The sequence below is a fragment of the Shewanella sp. DC2-4 genome (assembly GCF_013248875.1).
GTDB classification, from domain to species: domain Bacteria; phylum Pseudomonadota; class Gammaproteobacteria; order Enterobacterales; family Shewanellaceae; genus Shewanella; species Shewanella oncorhynchi.
The window spans coordinates 2,868,196-2,892,245 of record NZ_JABRVR010000002.1 but is presented as its reverse complement, the minus strand read 5'-3'; the positions used below and the strand labels follow the sequence as shown (position 1 = coordinate 2,892,245).

Annotated in this window: 20 protein-coding genes; 9 read left to right on the top strand and 11 right to left on the bottom strand. The window is 45.3% G+C overall.

What is annotated here, in order from left to right:
* Positions 1 to 67 precede the first annotated feature (67 nt).
* A complete protein-coding gene (locus HQQ92_RS13405; protein WP_049821741.1) occupies positions 68 to 1,711 on the bottom strand; it encodes an L-lactate permease in 1,644 nt (547 codons plus the stop codon).
* Positions 1,712 to 2,727: 1,016 nt separating this feature from the next.
* Complete coding sequence (gene nadK, locus HQQ92_RS13400) at positions 2,728 to 3,606, bottom strand: NAD(+) kinase (RefSeq protein WP_081729057.1); 879 nt, start codon at positions 3,604 to 3,606, stop codon at positions 2,728 to 2,730.
* A gap of 100 nt (positions 3,607 to 3,706) precedes the next feature.
* Between nadK and grpE the strand changes: the two genes are divergently transcribed.
* Positions 3,707 to 4,327, top strand: a complete 621-nt coding sequence (gene grpE / locus HQQ92_RS13395) for a nucleotide exchange factor GrpE (protein WP_113941025.1) — start codon at positions 3,707 to 3,709, stop codon at positions 4,325 to 4,327.
* Positions 4,328 to 4,455: 128 nt separating this feature from the next.
* Here grpE and dxs read toward each other — a convergent pair whose 3' ends face one another.
* The 3 genes from dxs to xseB are packed head-to-tail and all read right to left on the bottom strand — an operon-like array spanning position 4,456 to position 7,469.
* Positions 4,456 to 6,324 carry a 1-deoxy-D-xylulose-5-phosphate synthase gene (gene dxs / locus HQQ92_RS13390; RefSeq protein ID WP_173245991.1) on the bottom strand — a complete coding sequence of 623 codons (1,869 nt, stop codon included), beginning with the start codon at positions 6,322 to 6,324 and terminating at the stop codon, positions 4,456 to 4,458.
* A 21-nt stretch (positions 6,325 to 6,345) separates the two neighbouring features.
* Positions 6,346 to 7,227 (bottom strand): (2E,6E)-farnesyl diphosphate synthase, encoded by an 882-nt coding sequence (gene ispA / locus HQQ92_RS13385; protein ID WP_028760690.1) that lies wholly within the window; start codon positions 7,225 to 7,227, stop codon positions 6,346 to 6,348.
* 2 nt (positions 7,228 to 7,229) lie between these two features.
* Positions 7,230 to 7,469: an exodeoxyribonuclease VII small subunit gene (gene xseB, locus HQQ92_RS13380; RefSeq protein ID WP_006080884.1), complete on the bottom strand. Its 240-nt coding sequence runs from the start codon at positions 7,467 to 7,469 to the stop codon at positions 7,230 to 7,232.
* A 313-nt stretch (positions 7,470 to 7,782) separates the two neighbouring features.
* On the opposite strand from xseB, the gene pomA reads away from it, so the two are divergent.
* The 3 genes from pomA (at position 7,783) to thiI (ending at position 11,390) form a co-directional block, all read left to right on the top strand.
* On the top strand, positions 7,783 to 8,550 hold the full coding sequence (pomA, locus tag HQQ92_RS13375) for a flagellar motor protein PomA (protein WP_028760689.1): 768 nt from the start codon (positions 7,783 to 7,785) through the stop codon (positions 8,548 to 8,550).
* 3 nt (positions 8,551 to 8,553) lie between these two features.
* Positions 8,554 to 9,486 (top strand): flagellar motor protein MotB, encoded by a 933-nt coding sequence (locus HQQ92_RS13370; RefSeq protein ID WP_028760688.1) that lies wholly within the window; start codon positions 8,554 to 8,556, stop codon positions 9,484 to 9,486.
* A 449-nt stretch (positions 9,487 to 9,935) separates the two neighbouring features.
* Positions 9,936 to 11,390, top strand: coding sequence for a tRNA uracil 4-sulfurtransferase ThiI (gene thiI, locus HQQ92_RS13365; RefSeq protein ID WP_028760687.1), 1,455 nt, complete (start codon positions 9,936 to 9,938; stop codon positions 11,388 to 11,390).
* A 135-nt stretch (positions 11,391 to 11,525) separates the two neighbouring features.
* On the opposite strand, the gene HQQ92_RS13360 is transcribed toward thiI, so the two are convergent.
* Positions 11,526 to 11,762: a hypothetical protein gene (locus tag HQQ92_RS13360; protein ID WP_028760686.1), complete on the bottom strand. Its 237-nt coding sequence runs from the start codon at positions 11,760 to 11,762 to the stop codon at positions 11,526 to 11,528.
* Positions 11,763 to 11,989: 227 nt separating this feature from the next.
* On the opposite strand from HQQ92_RS13360, the gene HQQ92_RS13355 reads away from it, so the two are divergent.
* From HQQ92_RS13355 to rlmM, 4 genes are all read left to right on the top strand, one after another.
* Positions 11,990 to 12,901 (top strand): transcriptional regulator GcvA, encoded by a 912-nt coding sequence (locus tag HQQ92_RS13355; RefSeq protein ID WP_173245987.1) that lies wholly within the window; start codon positions 11,990 to 11,992, stop codon positions 12,899 to 12,901.
* Entirely contained in the window at positions 12,882 to 13,556 is a 675-nt protein-coding gene (locus HQQ92_RS13350) for an alpha/beta family hydrolase (RefSeq protein WP_173245984.1), read from the top strand. Before HQQ92_RS13355 ends, HQQ92_RS13350 begins: the two co-directional genes overlap by 20 nt.
* 28 nt (positions 13,557 to 13,584) lie before the next feature.
* Entirely contained in the window at positions 13,585 to 13,977 is a 393-nt protein-coding gene (locus tag HQQ92_RS13345) for a DUF423 domain-containing protein (protein WP_011918954.1), read from the top strand.
* A gap of 177 nt (positions 13,978 to 14,154) precedes the next feature.
* Positions 14,155 to 15,240, top strand: a complete 1,086-nt coding sequence (gene rlmM, locus HQQ92_RS13340) for a 23S rRNA (cytidine(2498)-2'-O)-methyltransferase RlmM (RefSeq protein WP_028760683.1) — start codon at positions 14,155 to 14,157, stop codon at positions 15,238 to 15,240.
* A 220-nt stretch (positions 15,241 to 15,460) separates the two neighbouring features.
* Here rlmM and HQQ92_RS13335 read toward each other — a convergent pair whose 3' ends face one another.
* The gene (locus HQQ92_RS13335; protein WP_028760682.1) at positions 15,461 to 16,468 is read right to left on the bottom strand and encodes an isocitrate dehydrogenase; all 1,008 of its coding nucleotides are present in this window, start codon (positions 16,466 to 16,468) and stop codon (positions 15,461 to 15,463) included.
* A 254-nt stretch (positions 16,469 to 16,722) separates the two neighbouring features.
* Between HQQ92_RS13335 and HQQ92_RS13330 the strand changes: the two genes are divergently transcribed.
* Positions 16,723 to 19,557 (top strand): prolyl oligopeptidase family serine peptidase, encoded by a 2,835-nt coding sequence (locus tag HQQ92_RS13330; protein WP_173245981.1) that lies wholly within the window; start codon positions 16,723 to 16,725, stop codon positions 19,555 to 19,557.
* Positions 19,558 to 19,656: 99 nt separating this feature from the next.
* On the opposite strand, the gene HQQ92_RS13325 is transcribed toward HQQ92_RS13330, so the two are convergent.
* The 4 genes from HQQ92_RS13325 to HQQ92_RS13310 all read right to left on the bottom strand — a co-directional run bounded on the left by HQQ92_RS13325 (position 19,657) and on the right by HQQ92_RS13310 (position 23,986).
* On the bottom strand, positions 19,657 to 20,079 hold the full coding sequence (locus tag HQQ92_RS13325; RefSeq protein ID WP_028760680.1) for a DUF3192 domain-containing protein: 423 nt from the start codon (positions 20,077 to 20,079) through the stop codon (positions 19,657 to 19,659).
* Positions 20,080 to 20,189: 110 nt separating this feature from the next.
* On the bottom strand, positions 20,190 to 20,996 hold the full coding sequence (gene xni / locus HQQ92_RS13320) for a flap endonuclease Xni (RefSeq protein WP_049821740.1): 807 nt from the start codon (positions 20,994 to 20,996) through the stop codon (positions 20,190 to 20,192).
* A gap of 21 nt (positions 20,997 to 21,017) precedes the next feature.
* Positions 21,018 to 22,373 (bottom strand): nucleotide 5'-monophosphate nucleosidase PpnN, encoded by a 1,356-nt coding sequence (ppnN, locus tag HQQ92_RS13315; RefSeq protein ID WP_028760679.1) that lies wholly within the window; start codon positions 22,371 to 22,373, stop codon positions 21,018 to 21,020.
* Between the two features lie 56 nt (positions 22,374 to 22,429).
* Entirely contained in the window at positions 22,430 to 23,986 is a 1,557-nt protein-coding gene (locus HQQ92_RS13310; RefSeq protein WP_173245978.1) for a GGDEF domain-containing protein, read from the bottom strand.
* Positions 23,987 to 24,050 lie beyond the last annotated feature (64 nt).

Genomic DNA, 24,050 nt, shown 5'->3' with positions numbered 1-24,050 from the left:
TCTTTATTAATAGATTAAAGCCGAAGTCACTGGGAGTGACTTCGGGCATTCAATAAAATAAAACGGCTTAGAATCCACCCCACAGGGTAGCTATTGTGCCCGCCAGTAAGGCATAACCAATGGCAACAGGCATTGTTTTACGGATAATTTCTGACTCTCTACCTGCCATACCCACTACCGTTGCAGCGGCAACCACGTTCATTACGCACATCATGTTACCGGCGTTTGCACCGATACCTTGTAGTGCCAATACCAGTGTGTGGTTCATGCCAATATTGTCGGCAACGCTGTATTGTAGGCTGGAGAACATCATGTTTGAGAAGGTGGCTGAACCGGATAAGAAGGCACCAAAAATCCCCACGATAGGCGCCATCCAAGCCCACACTGCGCCCATGGAACCTGCCAACATATCCGCTAAAGCGACAGGCATTGAGGCAAGACCTGCACCATTCGCGCCTGAGTTTAAGAAGATTTTCACCATAGGCACTGATGCGCCTAATGAAATAATGGTTGGCAACATGGACTTACATGAAACACCGACCGTTTGCTGAATCGCAGGGCTTTTCATTTTGAACAGGAAGAAACCTAAAATACACACGGCAACAAAGAAGGCACCTGGTGCATATAAGGTTGCGAAGCTGGCTTTAAGCTCAGTGCCCATTAGGCCTGTCCAGCTGATGTTAAAGCTTGATAACCATGCTTTTAACGGTGCCACTGTACGCGACAGTACCAAAAGCGCAGCCATGATGATGTAAGGTGTCCAAGCGGCAATTTGGGAAAACTTAGCCGTTGTTTCGACTTTTCCGCTTTCTTGACTGTCATTCTCTGCGAAATCATTCCATGGTGTTTTAGGCAGTAAGTAGCCTTTACGCGCAACCGGGATCACTAAGGCCATACCGATCAATGAACCGATAACCGAAGGGAATTCTGGGCCTGCAAGGTAGTTGATGATCCATGCGGGGACGGTAAAGGCAAGACCTGAGAAAATCGCAAATTTCCAAATTGCTAAGCCTTCCTTAAAGGATTTATTGCGACCAAAGAATCCAGTTAGCATGGTCACCATTACGAGAGGAATTAATGAACCTGTGATTAAGTCGATAGTGATCATATGCATGACGATATATCGAGCATAACCAGCATAGTTACCCCCATGGGCAGCAAATTGCTCCGCCGCCATGCTCACGCCACCTTGGATCAGACCCTGTTCCATCCCAAAAAGTACGGGTAGACCAATCGCACCGAAGGATACACAGGCCGAGTCAGCAATCAAAGCCACGACAGCTGCGGCAACGGGTGGTACACCAAGCAATACCAGTAGTGGTGCGCCAATGGCTGCGGGAGTACCAAAACCAGCACTACCTTCAATAAAGGCACCGAATAACCAACAGATGATAATGACTTGTACACGGGCATCGGCACTGATGTTAGTAAACCCTGCACGGATAGTGTCCATGGCACCTGAGTATTTCAGGGTATTGAGTAGGAATACGGCACCAAAAATGATGGTTAATGGTGTGATGGCTGAGAGCAGTCCTTCGAGGACCGATGCCGCCAGTAATGTGGTATCCATTTGCCAAATAAACACGGCGGCGAGCGCTGTGATTATCATGGAGATAGGCATAGCCTTAGATGCAGGCATTCTGAGTAACACTAGAAATAGCATTACACTGAGCACTGGCGTCAAGCTAGCGAGGAGTTGAAGTATTGTCATGCTTGCCTCTTCATAAAGTGGTCTGTCTTATTATTGATATTAGGATTTTTCATCTGCCTTCATGTCGACTTCCCAGACCAATAAATCAGCAGTTAATACTGCAAGTACTTACGGTCTCGACATTCTGTGTTGTGTACTAGACGCTATTGTGAGCTTGACTAATATGATCTAGATCATCTTGGCTGTTATATGAAATGCTAATTTACAGTGCTGCGGGGTGCTTCTCTCGGGGGATTTTCTTATATGTGACAATGATCACTTAGACTGTTGGGTGTATATCTACTTTGGTTATATTAAATTAAATTTGTTGTTTTTCTGGTTATTAAAAGTAGAGCTATCACTCATATTCATCGTCATTATTGCAATTAACTGATCCATTTATTTCATTAATAGTCTGTTATTGGTTTTTTCAGTCATTTTTAAGGTGTGATTAAGGTCGCATAGATTGTTGTGGCTGGATTAACTCATTTACTTCTATTTTCATCAAGCTATTGTAATGCTTGCCTAATATGTCAATTTTGGAATGGTTTTTTATAGTGATCTAGAGCACGTTTTAAAATGGTGGGATTTTATTGTGATGGATATCACTTAATGAATTTTACTTTAATATGAAATTTAATAACCATTATTTAATTTAATTTCAGTTTATTTGAGCGAACAGCCAGCCAAAATATTCAAGTATATTGAGAGAACAACAGAAAAGTTGAAATAAATAGTGACCGCTTCTAATGGGTTAAGAGGGGAAATTGAGAGAACAGGGTGAAATTGAAGCAGAAATTTTAAGTAACAAAACTAAAAAATACTGTTTGAACTTTTATCAGACTGGTTAGTGTCATTAATGCTTAAACGCCATTAATGCGAATATTAGTCGTTTGTGAGAAGTGCTAAAAAGTTCACCAAAGACTGTGCAGGGGAAAAGATAAGGCTTTAATCGCAACCTTCTAGGTTAAATTTACAAAATAAAAAAGAGACGTGATATGTCTCTTTTATTGGTGATTTAGCCCAAAGATACAGACTTAAAACAATTTGCTGCCCCAGCCTAATTTGGTCCGCAGAACGTGGAAATAGTTGTGTCCTTTAGGATGAATAAGCCGTAAACGTTCAGAGCTGCGGCGCACTATGATTTCATCGCCGGGTAACACGGCTAAATGCACGTGGCCATCACAGCTGACTTCGAGGTTTTCGCCATTTTCAGGTGATACAACCATTTTTATGGTGCTGCACGCATCGACAACAATCGGGCGGCACGACAAAGTGTGCGGGAACATAGGTACTAAGATTAGGGCCTGTAAATTAGGCGTCAGAATAGCGCCGCCAGCGGAGAGGGCGTAGGCCGTTGAACCGGTAGGCGTTGACACTATCATGCCGTCGGCACGTTGGCTGTACATGAACTGATCGTCAATATAGACCTCAAACTCAATCATGTGGGCAATTTTACCCGGATGGAGTACGGCTTCGTTGACGGCGGTGTTGCTCGCCTTGAGCATACCGTGGCGATAGACTTCGGCTTCGAGTAAGAATCTATGCTCGGTATCGAACTCTCCATCGAGTACCTTGGCGAGCGCCTCTTCGAAGGCATCGGGCGGCAGATCGGTTAAAAAGCCTAAATTGCCGCGGTTAACCCCAATCACGCCTAAATCAAAGCGGGCTAATACCCTTGCCGCGCCGAGCATGTTACCGTCACCACCGACGACTATGGCTAAGTCACAACGCGCGCCAATTTCTAGTAAATCGACCGCTATGATATTGGGTCCTAATTCGGTAGCAACACGCTCTTCCACTAAGACTTCAAAGCCCTGCATTGTCAGCCAATAATGCAGACGCTTTAAGGTTTGGTTGGTCCCTTGGTGGTGAGGTTTGCCGATAAGGCCGATAGTATGAAACTTTGTGGTCATATTTATGCTAGATCTGGCCTTAGGCCTTGAAACGTCAAAATTGATCCCCATAATATGCCCAGAGTATTTCAGAAACAAAGCATTTTTAGCTGGAGTGAAAATGAGCAACGAATCGATTAAAGCAGAACAGGATCTGATCCAAGAGGGTGTAGAGTCTGAAGTATCTACCGCAGAAGCAAGTCTGATCGATGAGCTTACCCAGGCCAATTTCCGTATTGAAGAGCTGGAACAGTTACTCGCTGAAGCTTTGGCGAAAGTTGAAGAGCAGAAGGATTCAGTCATCCGCGCCGCAGCCGAGGTCGATAACATTCGTCGTCGTGCCGCAATGGATGTGGAAAAGGCGAATAAGTTTGCCTTGGAAAAGTTCGCCAATGAGCTTTTGCCTGTGCTTGATAACATGGAGCGCGCGCTAATGGGTACAAACCCAGAAGATGAAGCGACTAAAGCGATTTATCAAGGTGTTGAGTTAACTCAAAAAAGCTTACTCACTGCGGTGGCTAAATTTGGTGTTAAGCAAATTGATCCACAAGGTCAGTCATTTAACCCTGATCAACATCAAGCGATTGGCATGCAGCCAAGCGCCGAGTTCCCTGCGAACACTGTGATGTTGGTGATGCAAAAGGGTTATGAGCTGAACAGTCGCTTGCTGCGCCCTGCTATGGTGATGGTGTCACAGGGTGGCCCAAACCAAGAAACTGCGACGATAGATATCGAAGCTTAAGCTTTATTGGATCAGCCGCTGTTATAAAAGACAGCAACAAAAAAGGACTGCAATTGCAGTCCTTTTTTTTATGGGCGGAATTTTTTATTGATAAGATTTAGCGTCTTAACGAGATAAGCAAGTTCAGCCTATTGCGCTAGATAAGCATTGATTTGCGCCAGTATGCCTTCGGCATCCAGTTGCAAATCGTGGATGACTTCCTCTGGCGAGCCATGTTTAATGAACTCGTCTGGCAAACCAATTTGGAGTGCGGCTTTAGGCATTTTTAGCTTTTGAAGCTGTTCAAGCACTCCGGCACCCGCACCGCCTATAATGGCATTTTCCTCCACAGTGACTAACACTTCATGGGTTAGTGCCATTTCTTTTACCAGATCAACATCAAGTGGTTTCACAAAGCGCATATCGACAACCGTCGCATCTAAGCTTTCGGCAGCGGTTAATGCCGATGCGAGCAAGGTACCAAAGTTAAGTATGGCAATACGCTTACCTATGCGCTTAATGACACCTTTACCAATTGGCAACGCAGTCATGGACTCGACTTGCATCGCTCCCGTGGCACTACCTCTTGGGTAACGCACCGCACTTGGGCCCGCATCATAGCAATAGCCAGTGTAGAGCATTTGACGACATTCGTTTTCATCGGACGGCGCCATGATCACCATATTAGGGATACAACGCATAAAACTTAAATCGAATGCACCTTGGTGGGTTGGACCATCGGCACCGACGATACCGCCACGGTCAATGGCAAATAACACGGGCAATTGTTGTAGTGCGACATCGTGAATAAGCTGATCATAGGCGCGTTGCAGGAAAGTCGAGTAAATCGCGACTACAGGCTTGAAACCTTCGCAGGCAAAACCCGCCGCTAAGGTGACTGCATGCTGCTCAGCAATCGCTGCATCAAAATATTGTTTCGGGAAGCGCTGGGAAAACTCCACCATGCCCGAACCCTCACGCATCGCAGGAGTGATCGCTAACACTTTCTTATCTTGTTCGGCAATGTCGCATAACCATTTACCGAAGACTTGAGAAAAGGTCGGTAAACCGGGTTTGGTGGCCGGTTTTTTAAATAGCGATGGGTCAAACTTAGGCACAGCATGCCAACCGATAGGATCTTTTTCAGCAGGTTCATAACCACGACCTTTTTTGGTCATGATGTGCAGCACCTGTGGACCTTTCAGATTACGCATATTGCGCATGGTCTCGACCAGAGCGTCTACGTCGTGGCCATCGATAGGACCTATGTAGTTGAAACCTAACTCTTCAAATAGAGTGCCAGGAACGACCATACCTTTGAGGTGTTCCTCAGTGCGCTTGGCCATTTCTTTGATGACAGGCATACCTTTCAACACTTTTTTGCCGCCTTCGCGCAGTGTGGTGTAGAAACGGCCTGACATCAGTTGTGCTAAGTGATTGTTGAGGGCGCCGACATTTTCTGAAATCGACATTTCGTTGTCGTTCAGTACCACGAGCATGTCATTGTGCAAGTCGCCCGCGTGGTTCATGGCTTCAAACACCATGCCGCCGGTCATAGCGCCATCGCCGATGACAGCGACCACTTTACGACCTGCTTGTTCTTTTTCTGCAGCTATCGCCATCGCCAGCGCGGCGCTAATCGACGTGCCTGAATGGCCAACACTGAAAGTGTCGTATTCACTTTCTTCACGCCATGGGAAAGGATGTAAGCCATCTTTTTGCCGAATGGTGTGCATCTTGTCACGTCGACCCGTGAGAATTTTATGGGGATAGGCTTGATGGCCTACGTCCCAGATCAGTCGATCAAAAGGGGTATTGTAGACATAGTGCAGTGCCACAGTGAGTTCTACTGTGCCGAGCCCAGAGGCAAAATGTCCGCTGGACATGCCAACAGACTTAAGAAGGAACTCGCGCAGTTCATCGGCTACTTGTGGTAAAAGTGCCTGAGGAAGCTGGCGGAGCTCATTGGGGGTGTTGGCCTGCGCCAACACGGGAAACTGAGAAATGTCCAAACTCATAGCGAGATACTTCGACTCTTATTATATTCTTCGCTCAATGATATAGCGGGCGAAGTCTGCAATTAACTGGCTATTGTATGGCAATTTAGCCAGCGCTGATAGTGCCTCTTGGATCAGTTGTTTGGCGGTGTCTTGTGCACCTTGTAGTCCAAGTAGTTGTGGAAACGTACTCTTATTCGATTCAGTATCAGAGCCTTGCGGTTTACCTAGCTCTTCGGTGGTGGCTACTATGTCAAGGATATCGTCTTGTACTTGGAAGGCGAGTCCGACCGCACGAGCAAAATCCATCATAGCAGCATACTGATCTTTTGGCGCGTTTGCGGCGATCAAAGCTAACTCAACGGCGCAGCTGATAAGGGCGCCGGTTTTCATATTATGAAGCTGAGTTAACGCTTTAAGATCAATATGTTTATCGGTCGATGCTAAGTCTATCGCTTGGCCTCCACACATACCACGATAACCTGAGGCTTTGGCTAATACTCTTACCATAGCAATATGTTGTTCGCTGCTGATCCCTGGTACAGCTTCGGTGACAATTTCAAAGGCTAAGGTTTGCAGAGCATCCCCCGCTAAAATGGCCGTCGCTTCATCAAAGGCGATATGCACTGTCGGCTGGCCACGGCGGAGCTCGTCATCGTCCATGGCGGGTAAATCGTCGTGGATTAATGAATAAGCATGGATACATTCAATGGCTGCGGCGCAAGCATCTAACTTTTCAAGTTCGACCCCAAACATGCGCCCTACACTGTATACGAGGAACGGTCGAATGCGTTTCCCTCCCAATAAGGCACCGTAAGTCATAGCGGCTTTTAATTGGGGAGCGGTATCTTCAAGCGTACTAAAACGCTGTTTTAATTGATCATCAACTCGTTGTTGATATTCTTGAATTGTACTGACTAACACGCTTATTCGCCCTCAACGGCATAGGGGGATAGGGGCGCATTTTCGTCTTGTTTCAGTAAAATGGCCACTTTTTGTTGGGCTTGTTCGAGTTTTGCTTGGCTATTTCGAACGAGATTGATGCCACGTTCAAATTGTTTTAACGCGTCATCGAGGGATATATCGCCTTGTTCTAGATCGGCAACGATGCGTTCAAGTTCGCCAAGGGATTCTTCAAAACTAAGATTTTCGGGTTTCTTCGCCACGTTCAGGTTTCCTTTGATTTAGCGGACACAAGGTATATCAGGGCGGCGTAAGGGTCAAATTCAGACTAAAGATATTTGCTCAATAGCACGCTTTGTTACTGAAATTTTCCAGAAAATATAAATTGTCGCTAAACTTGCTTAGTGTGTGTCCGATAACTGACAATAGTATCATCATTTGTATGGTAATTTTTATCTGGATAAACAAGGCTCGTATGTGTGTCGGTAGGATTATCTTATTCGGTAGAATAACTGAGTGTTCTTGCTTACCCAGAGTAAGTATTATGTCGTTTATTACGAAAATTGAGGAGCCGTTGTGGATTTAGCAACAATAATCGGATTAGTCGGGAGCTTTGGTTTTATCATTTGGTCGATGGTGATCAGTGGTGGCGTAATGATGTTCTACGACTTAGCCTCGGTTGTGATTGTATTCGGCGGGTCTTTCTTCGTCGTAATGATGAAATTCAATCTAAAACAGTTTTTAAATGCGGCTAAAATAGCTGCAAAAGCTTTTGTGTTCAAAATTGATAAACCTGAAGACTTGATTGAACAGTCAGTGACTATGGCGGATGCTGCCCGTAAAGGGGGTTTTTTGGCATTAGAAGAAGCGCAAATTAGCAATACTTTTATGCAAAAAGCTGTTGATATGTTGGTCGATGGTCATGATGGCGAAGTGGTCCGTAACGCCTTAGAGAAGGATATTACGCTGACAGAGGAACGTCATCGCACCGGGATAGCAATTTTTAGAGCTTTTGCTGACGTGGGACCAGCTATGGGGATGATAGGTACACTCGTTGGTCTCGTGGCCATGTTAGCGAATATGTCGGATCCTAAATCTATTGGTCCCTCGATGGCCGTTGCACTTTTAACAACCCTTTATGGGGCGGTGCTGGCTAACATGGTTTGTATTCCTATCGCGGATAAGTTAACGATTAGGATGGGAGAGGAAATGCTTAACCGTAACCTTATTATGGATGCGGTATTGGCGATTCAAGACGGACAAAACCCACGGGTGATTGAAGGCTTTTTGAAAAATTATCTGGCTGAGAAAAATCGTAAAATCGATACAACGGACGGAGAGTAGCCGATGGCTAAGGCTAAGTGCAATTGTCCGCCGCCCGGAGCACCGATGTGGTTGGCAACATTTGCCGACTTGATGTCGCTGTTGATGTGTTTTTTTGTATTATTATTGTCATTTTCTGAAATGGATGTGATGAAGTATAAACAGATTGCGGGCTCAATGAAGTATGCCTTTGGTGTGCAAAATAAGGTGGAAGTTAAAGATATCCCGAAGGGGACTTCTGTCATTGCCTTAGAGTTTAGACCTGGTCGCCCTGAGCCGACTCCGATTGAAATCATTAACCAGCAAACGAATGAAATGACTGAACCTGTATTGGATTTCCAAGCGGGTGAAGACGATAGTGCGGGCGGCGTGCAGCAGCAAAATGGTTCTCAGCGGGGGGGCGAAGCGAGTGCTACGGCTCAAGAAGTTGCCGATGCCGTTAAAGCGGAAGCGGCAGCGGCGCAAGAAAAGATCAATCAGCAAGTGAAGAAGATGGCGCAGGAGCTGAATAAAGAGATCACCGATGGATCGATTGAAATTGAGTCATTAGGTCAGCAGATTATTATTCGTATACGTGAGAAGGGGGCATTTGCTTCTGGCTCAGGTTTCCTGCAGCCTCGATTTAAACCTGTGGTACGCTCAGTCGGCGAATTGTTAAAAGATGTGCCAGGTGTCATCACAGTGTCAGGTTACACGGATGATATGCAAATAAGCGATGAGCTCTATAGTTCTAATTGGGATTTATCCAGCAAACGTGCCGTAGCAGTGGCCCATGAGTTAGTACAGGTCAGCGGCTTTGATTCTAATCGAATGAAAGTGGTTGGTATGGCGTCTAACAATCCGATTGTGCCTAACGATTCTCCGGAAAATCGTGCCCGTAACCGCAGGGTTGAAATTGCTATTGAGCAAGGTAAAGCGAAGGAGTCTGAAGAAATTCAGATCGGTAATTCGCCTTAAGTGTTTAGATACTCCCAATCAAAAGCCGCAATAATCTTGCGGCTTTTTTATCGAGCTAATGTGGGCTTTTCCCTTTTTAGTTAACGTGTTATGCATCAAATCGCTGTGGTTGATTTAAATCCATTTGGGCTTTACGTTAATCACATTGAGTGTGTAATCCCTAAGTTTCCTTAACTATCCCTCAACGACTTATTGTTAATGATTCATCTCAAATCACTTATTTTAAGCAGGGCAATTCAAACTTCTCGAATAGGTTTTAGTGACATTATTTCAGCCTAATTAGCTGCCGTGATTTAGTCATTAATACGCGATGAATACGCCACAAATGTGGCCTGTGTCGCTGTTGGCTATGTGCGCTGAAACTCGCCTTTTTAGGTTGCTTGGGTATATAATCCCCCGATTATTCTTTTAACCAATTTTGCTGTTTTAAAATTGCCCGCGGAAATCCCATGAAGTTTATTGTAAAGCTGTATCCAGAAATCATGATGAAGAGCAAGCCTGTACGCATGCGCTTCACCAAAATGCTCGAAACTAACATCCGTAATGTGCTTAAAAAAGTTGACGAAGATGCAAAAGTGCAGCGTCAATGGGACCGCATTATGGTGATGGTACCAAAGGATAAGCCTGAATTGGCGCAAGCTTTCGGTGAGCGTCTGGCGTGTATTCCTGGCATTGCACACGTAGTGCAAGTGGATGAGTACAGCTTTGAATCTGTTGATGATATTTATCAGCAAGTCTTGCCTGTTTACCGTGACCAACTCGCGGGTAAAACCTTCTGCGTGCGAGTAAAGCGTACTGGCGATCATGATTTTAATTCTATTGAAGTTGAGCGTTATGTCGGTGGTGGCTTAAACCAGTTTACTGATGCGCTGGGCGTGCGTTTAAAGAATCCGGACATTACCGTTAATTTAGAGATTGAGCGCGATAATCTTTATATGGTGACTAAGCGTATTGAAGGTCTAGGCGGTTTTCCGATGGCAACACAGGAAGATGTATTGTCCTTGATTTCGGGTGGTTTTGACTCTGGCGTCTCTAGCTATCAATTTATTAAAAAAGGCGCTCGTACCCACTACTGCTTCTTCAATCTGGGCGGCGCACAGCACGAAATTGGTGTTAAACAAGTGGCTTACCATTTGTGGAAAACCTACGGTGAATCCCACAAAGTGAAGTTTATCTCCGTGCCTTTTGAGCCTGTTGTTGCTGAGATTTTAGAGCGTATCGATAACGGTCAAATGGGCGTTGTATTGAAACGCATGATGATGCGTACCGCGGCGCGTATCGCCGAGCGTATGGGCATTCAAGCCTTAGTTACCGGTGAAAGTTTAGGCCAAGTGTCTAGCCAGACCCTGACCAACTTAAACGTCATCGACCGTTGTACTGAGTTATTGATTCTACGTCCCTTAATCGCCATGGATAAGCAAGACATTATCAACGAGAGCCGTAAAATCGGCACCGAAGATTTTGCTAAATCAATGCCTGAATATTGCGGCGTAATTTCGCAAAAGCCGACGGTAAAAGCGGTATTAGCTAAGGTTGAAGCGGAAGAGAAAAAGTTCTCTGAGGATTTGATTGATCAGATCATCGCCCAATCTGTCACTATCGATATCAGGGAGATCGCAGAACAAATGGATACTCGGATTACTGAGACAGAAACAGTTGCCAGTATCGATACCAACCAAGTGGTCATTGATATTCGTGCCCCTGAAGAAGAGGAAAGCAAACCGCTGCAAATTGAAGGTATTGAGATAAAGCGCATCCCATTCTTCAAGTTAGCGACTCAGTTTGCCGATCTCGATAAGCAAAAGACTTATTTGCTCTATTGTGAGCGTGGGGTGATGAGTAAATTGCAGGCATTGTATTTAATCGAGCAAGGTTACACGAACGTGAAAGTGTATCGTCCATAAGTCGGGCGAAAACCTGCCCATTGCCGTATATCGTCAGTGGGATTGATTTGCTATTTAAGTACAAAAAAGCCGCATATTAATGCGGCTTTTTCTTTGCTCTTACTGAGCGCGACCTGAGTTTCAGTGTCGTTTAGGTTATTCGGCTTTAACGACTTGCTGATGAGATGCGACATCGTCTGTGGCAATCAGCAGAGTGGCTTCTTGTAGCACTTCTTGGTGCATTTTATTCATTGCAGCGGTTAAATCTGCAGTGATATTGGCTTGCAAGTCGCTTGTGTCAATGACGATTTCGTCAACGAGTACATTTGCACTGGCATTAAAGCTGAGTGCTGAGACTAATATTAACGCAAATGCCGATTTTAAATTGAACATAGTCGCCTCCGGGCTGACAAATTAACGCTGTCAGACATTCCCATCATCAACTTTGAGATTGTCTAACTTAGGTATTTCATAGCTATGGATGTTTCATCGCTATTGGTGTTTCGTTGATAAGCTGTTTCATTGGCGCAAAATTTAACCAAAAACGCTGGCCTTTACAAACGATTAAATGTAACAATACGGATTAGAAAAACTAATTAAAAAACGAGACTGAGATCACTATGTCGAGACGATTACCACCGCTTAATGCGGTTAAAGCTTTTGAGGCAGCCGCGCGGCATTTGAGCTTTACGCGGGCAGCGGAAGAATTGTTTGTTACACAGGCTGCGGTGAGCCATCAAATAAAGGCATTAGAAGATTTCCTCGGATTAAAATTATTTCGTCGAAAGAACCGTTCTTTGCTATTAACCGAAGAAGGGCAAAGCTATTTTCTCGACATCAAAGATATCTTTATTCAGCTTGCCGATGCCACCGACAGATTACTCGCCCGCAGTGCGATTGGTTCGCTGACGGTCAGTATGTCCCCCAGTTTTGCGATTCAATGGCTAGTGCCACGTTTGGCTAAATTCAGTGAGAAAAATCCCGATATCGATGTGCGAATTAAGGCCGTTGATACCGAAGCGAGTTCATTAACCGATGATGTGGATGTGGCTATTTATTATGGCTTAGGTAATTGGCTTGGGCTACGTGCGGATAAGCTCAGAAACGAAGTGCTTATTCCCGTGTGTTCGCCCATGTTGCTCAACGGTCCTAAACCACTCTCAAAACCGAGCGATTTAAAGTATCACACGCTATTACATGATATGAATCGTCACGATTGGCAGGCGTGGTTTAGGCAATGTGGCATTACCGATATTAATGTGAATCAAGGACCTATTTTCAGTCATTCGTCTTTGGTATTGCAGGCGGCGGCCCACGGTCAAGGGGTTGCTCTGGGTTACAGCGTGCTGGCACGCCCCGATATCAAAGCTGGGCGGCTTGTGTGTCCATTCCAAGAAGTCTTGGTCAGTAAAGATGCTTATTACTTAGTTTGCCAGCAAAACCATGCTGAGCTGGGTAAAGTGGTGGCGTTTCGTGAATGGATGTTAGACATGTTTGCCGAGGAGTCTCGCAGTGAGTTGTTGCCCGGATAAGCCGAGTTATGTATTAGAAGGGGAGCCTGCGAGTACTTTGATTTTATTGGCCCACGGTGCGGGTGCTAACATGGATTCTGATTTTATGCAGGCCATGTCGGCGGGATTCGTTGCTCAGGGCTTCCGAGTGATGCGCTTTAATTTTCCTTATATGCAGGCGAATGCAGTCGATGGCAAACGGCGTCCACCGGACCGTGCGCCTAAATTGCTCGCGTGTTTTACACATATGCTCGATATCGCCCACTCACAACCACAAGTTGAACGTGTGGTGTTAATGGGGAAATCCATGGGCGGTCGTATGGCGGCCCTATTAGCCTGCGATCCTGCATCAGCGGCGCGCATCGATAGGGTGATTTGTTTAGGTTATCCTTTTGTGCCACTCAAAGGCGGCGAGCCTAGATTGGAACCTTTGAATGAATGCCAAGTCCCAGTATTAGTCGTACAGGGGGAGCGGGATAAGTTTGGTGGCAAAGCGCAGATCCCAAGCTGGCCCTTGAAAGCTGAGATAGGATTGGTTTGGATAACCGACGGCGATCATAGTTTTGTCCCAAGAAAGTCGTCAGGCACCAGTGAAGCCGCTAACCTTGCACGTGCTATTGATTTATCAAGTGATTTTATTCGTGAGCTTGATGTTGAGCGAATAAATGTTGAATGAGTTAATCCCATTCCAGCAGGAGCGTTAAATGCGTAAAGGTTTATTGTTACTCGCCGCCGTGAGCGGATTCTTAGCCGTCGCTTTAGGGGCTTTTGGTGCCCATGGTTTAAAAGCGGTCGCGCCACCAAACTTAATTGAAGTCTTTAACTTAGGTGTGCAATATCATTTCTACCATACCTTTGCCCTCATCATGGTTGCCTTCTCGGGCCAATGGTTAACCTCGCGTTTACTGGACTGGTCGGCATATCTCTTTGTCGCAGGCATAGTACTATTTTCGGGCTCACTATATGGACTGGCCTTGTTTGGGACTAAGTGGTTAGGTCCTATTACGCCTATGGGCGGTGGTTGTTTCTTACTCGGTTGGTTATTATTTGCCGCCGCGGTATGGCGTCACAAAGTTATCGACGGTCATGAGTCTTAATCGCTGATGCTTATGTGAGTTAACAGGCTTAGGGTGCACCTAAGCCTTTTTTATTTCTCTAATCGCAATTCAAGGTTCAGCAGTAGGCAAATAGGGCATTTGTGGATTGAAATTGGTATACTGGCGCCCAAATCGATAGTCAGCCAATGCTTTGGCTTGGATTTCTCAGGGATCCCCATGAAAAACCTATTTTTATTTTGCCGCGCAGGCTTTGAAAAAGAATGCGCTGCAGAAATCCAACAGCGAGCCGGTGAGCTCAATGTGGGTGGCTTTGTTAAGGCCAACAATAACGACGCTTATGTTGTATACCAATGTTTTGAAGACGACGCTGCTGATACGTTAGTCAAACAATTACCTTTAGATTCGCTCATTTTCGCCCGCCAGATGTTTGCTGCTAGCGACTTGTTAGTTGACTTGCCTGAAAATGACAGAATAAGCCCAATCGTTGCGGCGCTCAGTGACGTCAGCAAAGCGGGTGAAGTGCGGGTTGAAACACCTGACACTAACGAAGCGAAAGAGCTCTCGGCTTTTTGCCGTAAGTTCACAGTGCCTTTACGCCAGCATTTGAAAAAGTCGGGCAGTTTGCTCGCGCAGGAAAATTCCAAACGTCCGATTATCCACGTGTGTTTTATTGGACCCGGCCGTGCCTATGTGGGTTATTCCTACAGTAATAACAGTTCGCCACATTTTATGGGCATTCCACGCCTTAAAATGGCGGCGGATGCACCGAGTCGTTCAAGTCTGAAACTCGACGAAGCCTTTGGCCAATTCGTGCCTAAGGAAGAGCAAGAAGAGCGTATTCGCAGTGGCATGAACTCAGTGGATTTGGGCGCTTGCCCTGGTGGCTGGACTTATCAACTGGTGCGTCGCGGCATGTTTGTGTCGGCAGTTGATAATGGCCCTATGGATGAAAAACTGATGGAAACGGGCCAAGTGAAACATTACCGTGAAGACGGTTTCCGTTTCGAACCGCAACGTAAAAATATCTATTGGCTGGTGTGCGACATGGTTGAGAAACCTGCGCGTGTTGCCGAACTGATTGAAGCTTGGGCGATTAACGGTTGGTTTAAGGAAGCGATTTTTAACCTTAAATTACCGATGAAGAGCCGCTATAAAGAAGTGACTGCTATCCTTGAGACCATGCAGACGATTCTTAAAGAGAATGGTGTGACGGATTTTAAAGTGCAGTGTAAGCATCTTTATCACGACCGTGATGAAGTGACAGTGCATTTATGGCTACGCCCTAATACCGCTTGGAATTAATTCCAGTGCTAACCCTGCGGTGATCTTGTTGTCGCTAGAATGGTAATTGTCACGCGGGTATAAAACCACGCAGGTTTAAAAGCTAGATAACAAAAAGCCCCAAAGGAAACTTTGGGGCTTTTTCGTGTTTACTCATTTGAGTTTCAAGCGCTTGCTTCTTTTAAGCTTTTACTTGAAAACGCGCGTTATAGGCTTGTCTTAAACGCGCTTGGCATTGAGATCACAGACGCTCAAGCACAGCTTGCGTGAAGTCAGTCGTGCCGTGAGTGCCGCCTAAATCGCGAGTCGTACGGTCGCCTTCTGCGATCACTGCAGATACCGCTTTACGGATTTGCTCAGCTTTGTCAGCCATACCTAAGTATTCCAGCATTTGGATAGACGCTAAAATCACTGAGGTTGGGTTTGCGAGGTTTTTGCCAGCGATATCAGGCGCACTACCGTGAACGGCTTCGAAAATCGCAGCATCACGGCCAATGTTTGCGCCAGGTGCCATACCTAAACCACCCACTAAACCGGCACACAGGTCCGATAAAATGTCACCGAATAGGTTAGTCGTCACGATCACATCGAAGTTTTCTGGGTTCATCACTAACTTCATGCACGTTGCATCGACGATCATTTCTTCTGTCTTGATGTCTGGGTAACGTAGGCTCACTTCGCGGGCCACTTTCAGGAACAGGCCTGACGTTGACTTCATGATGTTAGCTTTGTGTACAATAGTGACTTTCTTACGGTTTTCTTTACGGGCCAGTTCATAGGCGAAAGTGGCGATTTGCTCGGCACCTTGGCGAGTCACGATACTGGTTGCTTCGGCTGTTAAACCATCTTCAGACACTTTTTGACCATGGCCAGAATACATGCCTTCGGTGTTTTCACGTACTGTGATGATATCGATATTTTCGTAACGGGCTTGGGTACCTTTGAAAGACAGTACTGGGCGTACGTTAGCATACAGACCGAATTTCTTACGCAAGGTTACGTTGATAGAAGTAAAGCCTTCACCAACGGGAGTCGTCAGCGGCCCTTTCAGCGTGATACGGTTTTTTTCAATGAGTTCTAAAGTGCGTGCTGGCAGTAACTCGCCTTGCTTTTCAAGTGCAGTCAGGCCGGCATCGGCAAATTCATATTCAAAATCACAGCCCGCTTTATCAAGAATTTTTAAGGCTGAATCAATAATACTTGGGCCAATTCCATCACCTGGAATTACGGTTATCGTTCTTTTTGACATGGAGAAGTCCTTCCACGGTTCGTCGTTACTGCAATTGTCTGCCCCAGTGCTAACTGGATAGCAGGACTATGAATTTGGTATTTTTTCTGCCTATTATTTTAACCATCTTTGGTCAAACTTCACAGGAAATAGTGAGCAATATCACGATTTTTTATGTGGTATAACTTGTAAAAATACTGGGTTCTCACCATGATGGAGAACCAATGGTTAAAAAAGTCTACTTTAGTCTAACAAATATATAAAAGAGGAAGACATTGAAGTTAATCCCTATCACATCTCTGGTTTTGTTATCCCTTGGAGTATTGCCAGCAGTGCAGGCTGAAACCAGCACTAAACCGCTCACCCTAACAGACATTATGCATTTTGAATCCCTTGAAAAGCCGGTTATCTCAGATAAGGGGCAAGTCATCGCGGTCGAGTCTGCGCCCGATCGCGGGGATAGTCACGTCATTGTGAAAAATGTCCTGTCGCAGCAAAGCTATCAAATCGCGGGGGGGTCAGATCCCTTGGTGAACCACGATGGTCGTTATGTAGCTGTGGTGGTTAAACCGAGTTTGCTCACGCGTGAAACGAGTGATGCCAAGGCGAAGAAAAAAATCAAATCCGACATGGTGTTGCTCGATACTCAAACTGGCACGCAAACTCGCTTCGAGCGTGTGAAGGAATTTGTGTTCAGTGATGACGGTAAGCATCTGGCGATTGGATTTGAGGCTGATGAAGAGTCCAAAAAAGATGCTGGGCCTAAAACTACCGAAAAACTCGCTAAAGCAGGCACACAAAGCCCTGCGAATATTGATAAGCCAAAGGTCGATAAGTTTGACCAAGGTCGACGTTTTACGTTGCTCAGTTTAGAAGACCAAATAAAGCGAATTGATGTCGAGCAGGTTACTGGCTATGTTTTTGATAAGGCAAGCCGTAGACTCGCGCTGGCAGTGAACGATATCACCAATAAGCAACATCAATTGCAGTTAGTCGATTTAAACACTCACAAAAAAATCGTTGTCTTTGATTCGCTTAGCCAACAGATTGGTGCGTTAGCGCTGGCTAAAAATGGTCGTTGGCTTGCATTTACGCAGGGCAAAGACAGCGAGTTACCTTATGGCCGCAGCTATCAGTTATCGCTGGTCGATTTGCAGTCTGGCAAAATCAGTCCCCCCCCTGAGTCACCCGAGTGGAAACTTAATCGCTACACAAGTTTAAGCTTCTCATTGGATAGCGAACGGCTGTTCTTTGGCCGCGTACCTGAGGTGAGTCAGCAGCTCAGTTTGCAGAAGATCACCGAAGAAAATGACCTGTTCGATACAAATATTGTCACCGGACAGCGTGGGCTTAAGGTATGGCATGGGGATGATCCTCGTATTAAGCCTAATGAAATCAAGCAATATGAGGATGAGCAAAAACGCACTTACCTTGCGGTATTGCATTTAGGTTCGAATAACGTGGTGCAGCTTGGCGATAAAGCTGTTCCTGATGTGACGATTTCACAACATAAACGTTTTATGTTGGCCAGTTCAGATTTGTCCTATCGCAAGATGGCGACGTGGGCAGGGTTCTACCAAGATTATTATCTGGTCGATATTAATACTGGCAGTAAAGTGCCATTTTTGACACAACAGCCGAGTGATGCCGAGCCTACGCTGTCGGGAAATGGCAAGTATGTGGCTTATTATCAGCAAGGTAATGTGTATCTATATGATATTGCAGAGGATCGTCGCACTAATCTCACCAAATCCCTAAAGGTCAGTTTTGCCGATGAAGACCACGATTATCCATCCAGTGCTCCAGGATATGGTTTTGGTCCTTGGCTTAAAAATGATGCGGGTTTCTTGGTTTACGACAAATACGATGTTTGGCAGTTTAATACCGAATCTAAGGCGGGTTTTGTCTTAACCGCAGGTAAAGGACGCACCCAGAAAATTCAATATCGCCTTGAGGGCTTAGTCGATAATCCCGATGAGCCGACAGAGCTTGCCTATAACGCCACTGTGTTACTCCACGGTTATAGTGATAAAACCAAGGCCGATGGTTTTTATCAAGCCACCTTGGGCGAAGCGGGCGTGAAAACGCTGATGCAAGGCGAGTATAAGCTGACAGTATTGGGACGCAGTAAAGACGGCGATACTATCGTTTTTTCTAAGGAACGTTTTGACTTATTCCCTGACTTGTATACGGCCAGCTATAGCGCACCGCAAAATGCAGTTAAGCAAACCGATTTAGATAAGCAGCGTCAAGCCTTTAACTGGAGCCAATCCGAGTTAGTTCACTGGACAAATGGCGATGGTAAACCGTTAGATGGCGTGCTGATCAAGCCGACGAATTATCAAGCGGGTAAGCGCTATCCTGTACTGGTTTATTACTATCGCTTTATGACGGATAGACTGCATGCCTTCCCGCAGATGAACATTAACCACAGACCTAACTTTGCTTGGTACATCAATAATGGCTATGCGGTGTTCCTACCGGATATTCGCTTTGAAATTGGTTACCCAGGTGCGAGTTCGGTGCAAGCGCTCACGTCTGGCGTGCAAAAGCTGATTGAGATAGGTATTGCCGAACCCGATGCTATTGGTTTGCAAGGTCATTCTTGGAGTGGTTATCAAACGGCGTTTGCCATTACTCAAACTAAGATGTTTAAGGCGGCGGTTGCAGGTGCTCCAGTATCGAACATGACCAGTGCCTATAGCGGTATTCGCCACGGCACAGGCATTGCGCGTCAGTTCCAATATGAAACCGGACAGAGTCGTATTGGCGCAAGTTTGTTTGCCGCGCCGCAAAAGTACATTGAAAACTCGCCAGTATTTTATGCTGACCGTATTCAAACGCCTTTGATGATCATGTTTGGTGATAAGGACGATGCAGTGCCTTGGGAACAAGGTGTTGAAATGTACTTAGCCATGCGCCGTGCGGGTAAAGATGTGGTGTTCTTGCAATACGAGGATGAGCCGCATCACTTGAAAAAGTACCCGAACAAGCTCGATTACAGCATTCGCATGATGCAATATTTCGACCATTATCTGAAGGGAAAACCTGCGCCAGAATGGCTCAGCAAAGGTGAAGCCTATGTTGAGTATAAGGCCGATGATGAATAGGAAATTGGCTTAGTTGTTTTACAATTGAGTCAATTCGTTGATTGTCAAAATAAAAACGCCACCGATTCGGTGGCGTTTTTATTTAACTGTCAGTCGTATTTATTTACTGGTTAATGTCTCTTGGGCAGAGCTGAGGGCTGTGTCAGTATCAGCATCGAGATATTGCTTATAGGTATCTTGGCCCCAAGCAATCAATTGATCATTTTCAAAAATAAGTGGGGTACATTCCTCTTTCGTGGTTACACCGTCTGATTTTTCATGGTGAGTGCGATAAAAGAGCACCTGTAGCTTGGTTTCTTTTACGGCTTTGGCCTCTGAAAAGTCAGCTTTACCTAGTAACTGTTTTACTGAAACGATATTTTGCCCTAGCGCTAACTCGTTCATTTTTTGGCTGTTATAGGATTGTCTGTCCTCCCAACTCATGTCATCTGGCGTAGGTTCATAAACGAGTACCACCACAGCGACAAAGGCGACGTAGGCGGCGAAAATGCTACCGATGATTACCGAAACTTTTGATTTCATTTACAGTTATTCCTTTACCTCATTAAATGAGTCACGTTATTACGTCCATAAAATACGCTTTTGTTGTTCTAAGGTAAATGCGTTAATTGCAACTTTATATTAACAGATGTTTAGGCAGGATTGATTGGGTTTTCAGGCAGACAGTTATTATCAGGCAAGGAGTTCATCACGCGAAAATCTTTTAAATTAATATTGAGTGGCAGGTCTGTTTGTAACTGTGCGAGCTTATAGCTGAGTCTTGCCATCTCCTTACCTTCGGCAAGTTTTTTGGCTTGTTTAGCGCCTAAGTTAGATAGCGATGAAAACAAGGTTGGTAAGCTTCTAAAGGTTTTCAATAATTCGGCAGCCGACTTAGGGCCTATGCCCGCAATACCAGGAATTTTATTACCGCTATCGCCAGCTAATGCCATCAAGTCGAGAAATTGACTGCGTTCGACACCGAGTTTTTGTTCCAATGCAGCGATATCTAAGTACTGCTGATTAAAGTGATCCCACTGGCTGATTTGGCGATGATTAAGCTGACTAAACCCTTTGTCGGTGGACACTATAATGGCTTCACCCTGCGCTTTGGCGGTTTTTATCGCTAGAGTGGCAATCACATCATCGGCTTCAGCCGCCGCATAAATAGAGCCAATGTTCATCATGGTTAAGTGATCTTGCAGTGCAGCAAGGCCTTTTGCCAGCGGCTCAGGCATAGGTTTACGGCCTTTCTTGTAATCGGGGTAAAGCTGTTTACGCCATGAAACTTCATCCCCATCCCACACGATAGCCACATGGGTAGGGCGATGCACCCGCAGCAGTTTAGTGCACGCCAAACTGACGCGCTCTGTGAGGCTTTGCATATCGGATTCATCGGGGATCGCCGCATAAATGCGGCGAACCAAGTTGAGACCATCGATGATTAAAAACTTGTTCATGGGGTGTTGTTGCTTCGCTCTCTATTTCACTATTTGATAGCAAGGAATATAGGCGCTTCCTGGAAGCTTCATTCTTTGTTGTTGTACAAATGCACTTAAAAGTTTATCCATCATATCCATGAGCTTAGGATCGCCTTTTAATTGGAAGGGGCCATCACGCTCTATGTGCTTGATTGTTTCTGACTTGACGTTACCCGCCACTATACCCGAAAACGCTTTACGCAGGTTGGCGGCAAGTTCGGCTTTATTGGTTTGGAAGTGTAGATCTAAGTTTGCCATCACTTCGTGGCTTGGGATAAAAGGTAACTGAAACTCAGACTCAATCTTCAGTGCCCACTGATATTGGTAAGCATCACCCGTTGAGCGGCGATAGGCTTTTACTTGCTCCATTCCTTGCTTCATGATGCGTGCCACTTCAGTGGGATTATCTATGATAATTTGGTACTTTTTCTGAGCTTCGGGTCCTAAGGTTGAGGCAATAAACTCATCAATCTTAATGAAGTAATCTGCGCTCTCCGTTGGGCCTGTGAGTATCAGCGGGAAAGGCGTTTGTTGGTTTTCTTCGTTAAGTAAAATACCCAATATATAGAGCAATTCTTCAGCTGTGCCAGCACCGCCAGGGAAGATAATAATACCATGGCCTAAGCGCACGAAAGCTTCGAGGCGCTTTTCAATATCGGGTAAGATCACCAGTTCATTGACAATTTGATTCGGTGGCTCGGCGGCAATAATACTTGGTTCAGTTAAACCAATATATCGTGCATTTTTAATCCGTTGTTTGGCATGACCTATCGCCGCACCTTTCATCGGACCTTCCATCGCGCCAGGACCACAGCCAGTGCAAATATCTAATTCTCTCAGGCCAAGTTGATAACCTACCTCACGTGTGTACTGGTATTCAATGGCATTAATACTGTGTCCGCCCCAACAGACGACCACATTAGGGTCTTTCATCGGTGCTATCGCCCTCGCATTACGCAGAATATCAAACACCACATTGGTGATATGGTGGGCATTGGTCAGATTAATGTGTTTTAGTGAGTCATATCTATCACTGATATAAAGGATATCGCGTAAGACAGAGAACAGATGTTCCTGAATTCCCGTGATAATTTGACCATCGACAAAGGCTTGTTCGGGGGGATTGATCAGTTCTAATTTTACACCGCGCTCCCGTTGTAGAACGTTGATGTCGAAATCATGGTATTGCTCGAATAGGGCTTTAGAGTTGTCGGTTTTTAAACCCGCGGCAAGCACTGCTAAGGAGCAGTTGCGGTACAGTTGGTATAGGGCACTTTTGGCACTATTTTTGAGTCGATCAACTTCAAGTTGCGAAAGCTGATCCATGCTGCCTTTTGGGCTGACTTTTACTATCATTTACCACTCCTTCGTCATGACAGGAGTGATTAGAGGAGGCGTATAGTGGGGCTTAATTATACGTCAATCACAACCCTGTCTCTGCTTTCGTGTTTCGCTTTGTAGAGTGCTGCATCGGCGCGTTCAAAGGTCTCATGTATGAGTTCACTTCCCATAACTTGCGCAGCCCCTATAGATACTGTAACTGTAATTCTCTGATTTTTAAATTTAAATGGAATATTTTTTACTTTCTCGCGCACTCTGTTTAAAAGTTGAGCGATATCAGCAGGGGCCACATCAGGTAATAGCAGTACAAATTCTTCGCCGCCATAGCGGGCTACAAATTCTGTATCTCGCAGGGAGTTTTTCAATGCCATTGCTATAACTTGCAAGGTTTTATCACCTGTGCTGTGGCCAAAACTGTCATTGATGGTTTTGAAGTGATCGATATCGGCAACGGCAACCCACAACGGGGACTTATGCCGTTGATAGTTACGGTATTCTAGCTCCATGCGCTCTTCTAATGCAGCACGGTTAGGCAATTGAGTTAAGCTGTCGAGTAAGTTGAGTTTTTGTTGTTCAAACAAACGCTCTTTGTAGGTGTTAGCCTCACTACTTAACTCATTAAGCTCTTTGCGCATTGTCTCCATCGACTTGCGCAGCAGAGCTTGCTCTCTTTGCTCTAGGGCTTCTTTACGGGCTAATGCCGAGCGGATAGAGTTAAGTTGCTCTGTTAGTTGAGCTTTAAGGTCAACGACGTCTTCCACATCGATAATGATTTCACCTGCATTATCGACGCGGGTGTTAATCTCACGATTCAGCTGGGTTTTTAATTGGAAGCTACGTTGATTGTGATTGTAAGATTCGCTCACCACTTCACGCACCGCGGCTAAGGCATCATTGAGTGCAAACAAAAACTCTTGGGATGCCGATTTCTCGCGGGCGATGTTATCAAGCAATAACGCTAAAATGGTTTGGTAGGCTTCGAGCAAGCTATCAACTTCAATCTCAGAAGAGAGTACTTCTTTGATCACTAATACTTGGTCACGTTGATCTTTACGAAACTCGATTTCCGAAATCATCTGCGCCAGCTCATGGGCTAGTTGCCTGTGTTTTGGTAAGACATCAAACTTTTCAGATTCGCTAAATTGTAGCTGTAATATGGTTTCGTAGAAGCCAATGATTTGCTTAACTTTAGGTATATATTCCCACACAGTATGAAAAGGTTTTGCCAGATCTTGCTTGAAGTAATTGACTTCTTTTTTGAGCTTTTCAGGTGCAGAGTTAACGCGTTGGATCTGACGGATCACCTGTGACAAACCAGTACGACTCTCTTCGAGTTGTACCATCACATGGTGATATTGGCCTTTTAGCAGGCGCTCGACATCAACTAATTCTGGCAATGCCTCATCGACTCGCTCAAACGTATTTAAGTTATGGCGAAGTTTGGCGAGTTTATTATCCAGCTCAAGATTTTGCCCTTTACAGGCGAGACTTAAGTGACCAATAAATTGGAGTAATGTCTGTAACTTTGCATTTCTATCTTCATTAACTTCATCAAGGGCAAGTTTGGCCGAATGGAGTTTCTGTTGCAGCAAGGCAAGTTGTGAAACTGTAGCGCTTGAATCCTTCATCCTGAGTATTGTCCTAACTCTGCAAGGCTAAAAAACATGACAATCCTATGTCCAGATTAGCTGT

Bases quoted from the DNA above. Each gene is read 5' to 3' on its own strand.
- HQQ92_RS13405 (WP_049821741.1), bottom strand. From the start codon at position 1,711: ATGACAATACTTCAACTCCTCGCTAGCTTGACGCCAGTGCTCAGTGTA.
- nadK (WP_081729057.1), bottom strand. From the start codon at position 3,606: ATGACCACAAAGTTTCATACTATCGGCCTTATCGGCAAACCTCACCAC.
- grpE (WP_113941025.1), top strand. From the start codon at position 3,707: ATGAGCAACGAATCGATTAAAGCAGAACAGGATCTGATCCAAGAGGGT.
- dxs (WP_173245991.1), bottom strand. From the start codon at position 6,324: ATGAGTTTGGACATTTCTCAGTTTCCCGTGTTGGCGCAGGCCAACACC.
- HQQ92_RS13370 (WP_028760688.1), top strand. From the start codon at position 8,554: ATGGCTAAGGCTAAGTGCAATTGTCCGCCGCCCGGAGCACCGATGTGG.
- thiI (WP_028760687.1), top strand. From the start codon at position 9,936: ATGAAGTTTATTGTAAAGCTGTATCCAGAAATCATGATGAAGAGCAAG.
- HQQ92_RS13360 (WP_028760686.1), bottom strand. From the start codon at position 11,762: ATGTTCAATTTAAAATCGGCATTTGCGTTAATATTAGTCTCAGCACTC.
- HQQ92_RS13355 (WP_173245987.1), top strand. From the start codon at position 11,990: ATGTCGAGACGATTACCACCGCTTAATGCGGTTAAAGCTTTTGAGGCA.
- HQQ92_RS13345 (WP_011918954.1), top strand. From the start codon at position 13,585: ATGCGTAAAGGTTTATTGTTACTCGCCGCCGTGAGCGGATTCTTAGCC.
- rlmM (WP_028760683.1), top strand. From the start codon at position 14,155: ATGAAAAACCTATTTTTATTTTGCCGCGCAGGCTTTGAAAAAGAATGC.
- HQQ92_RS13335 (WP_028760682.1), bottom strand. From the start codon at position 16,468: ATGTCAAAAAGAACGATAACCGTAATTCCAGGTGATGGAATTGGCCCA.
- HQQ92_RS13325 (WP_028760680.1), bottom strand. From the start codon at position 20,079: ATGAAATCAAAAGTTTCGGTAATCATCGGTAGCATTTTCGCCGCCTAC.
- xni (WP_049821740.1), bottom strand. From the start codon at position 20,996: ATGAACAAGTTTTTAATCATCGATGGTCTCAACTTGGTTCGCCGCATT.
- ppnN (WP_028760679.1), bottom strand. From the start codon at position 22,373: ATGATAGTAAAAGTCAGCCCAAAAGGCAGCATGGATCAGCTTTCGCAA.
- HQQ92_RS13310 (WP_173245978.1), bottom strand. From the start codon at position 23,986: ATGAAGGATTCAAGCGCTACAGTTTCACAACTTGCCTTGCTGCAACAG.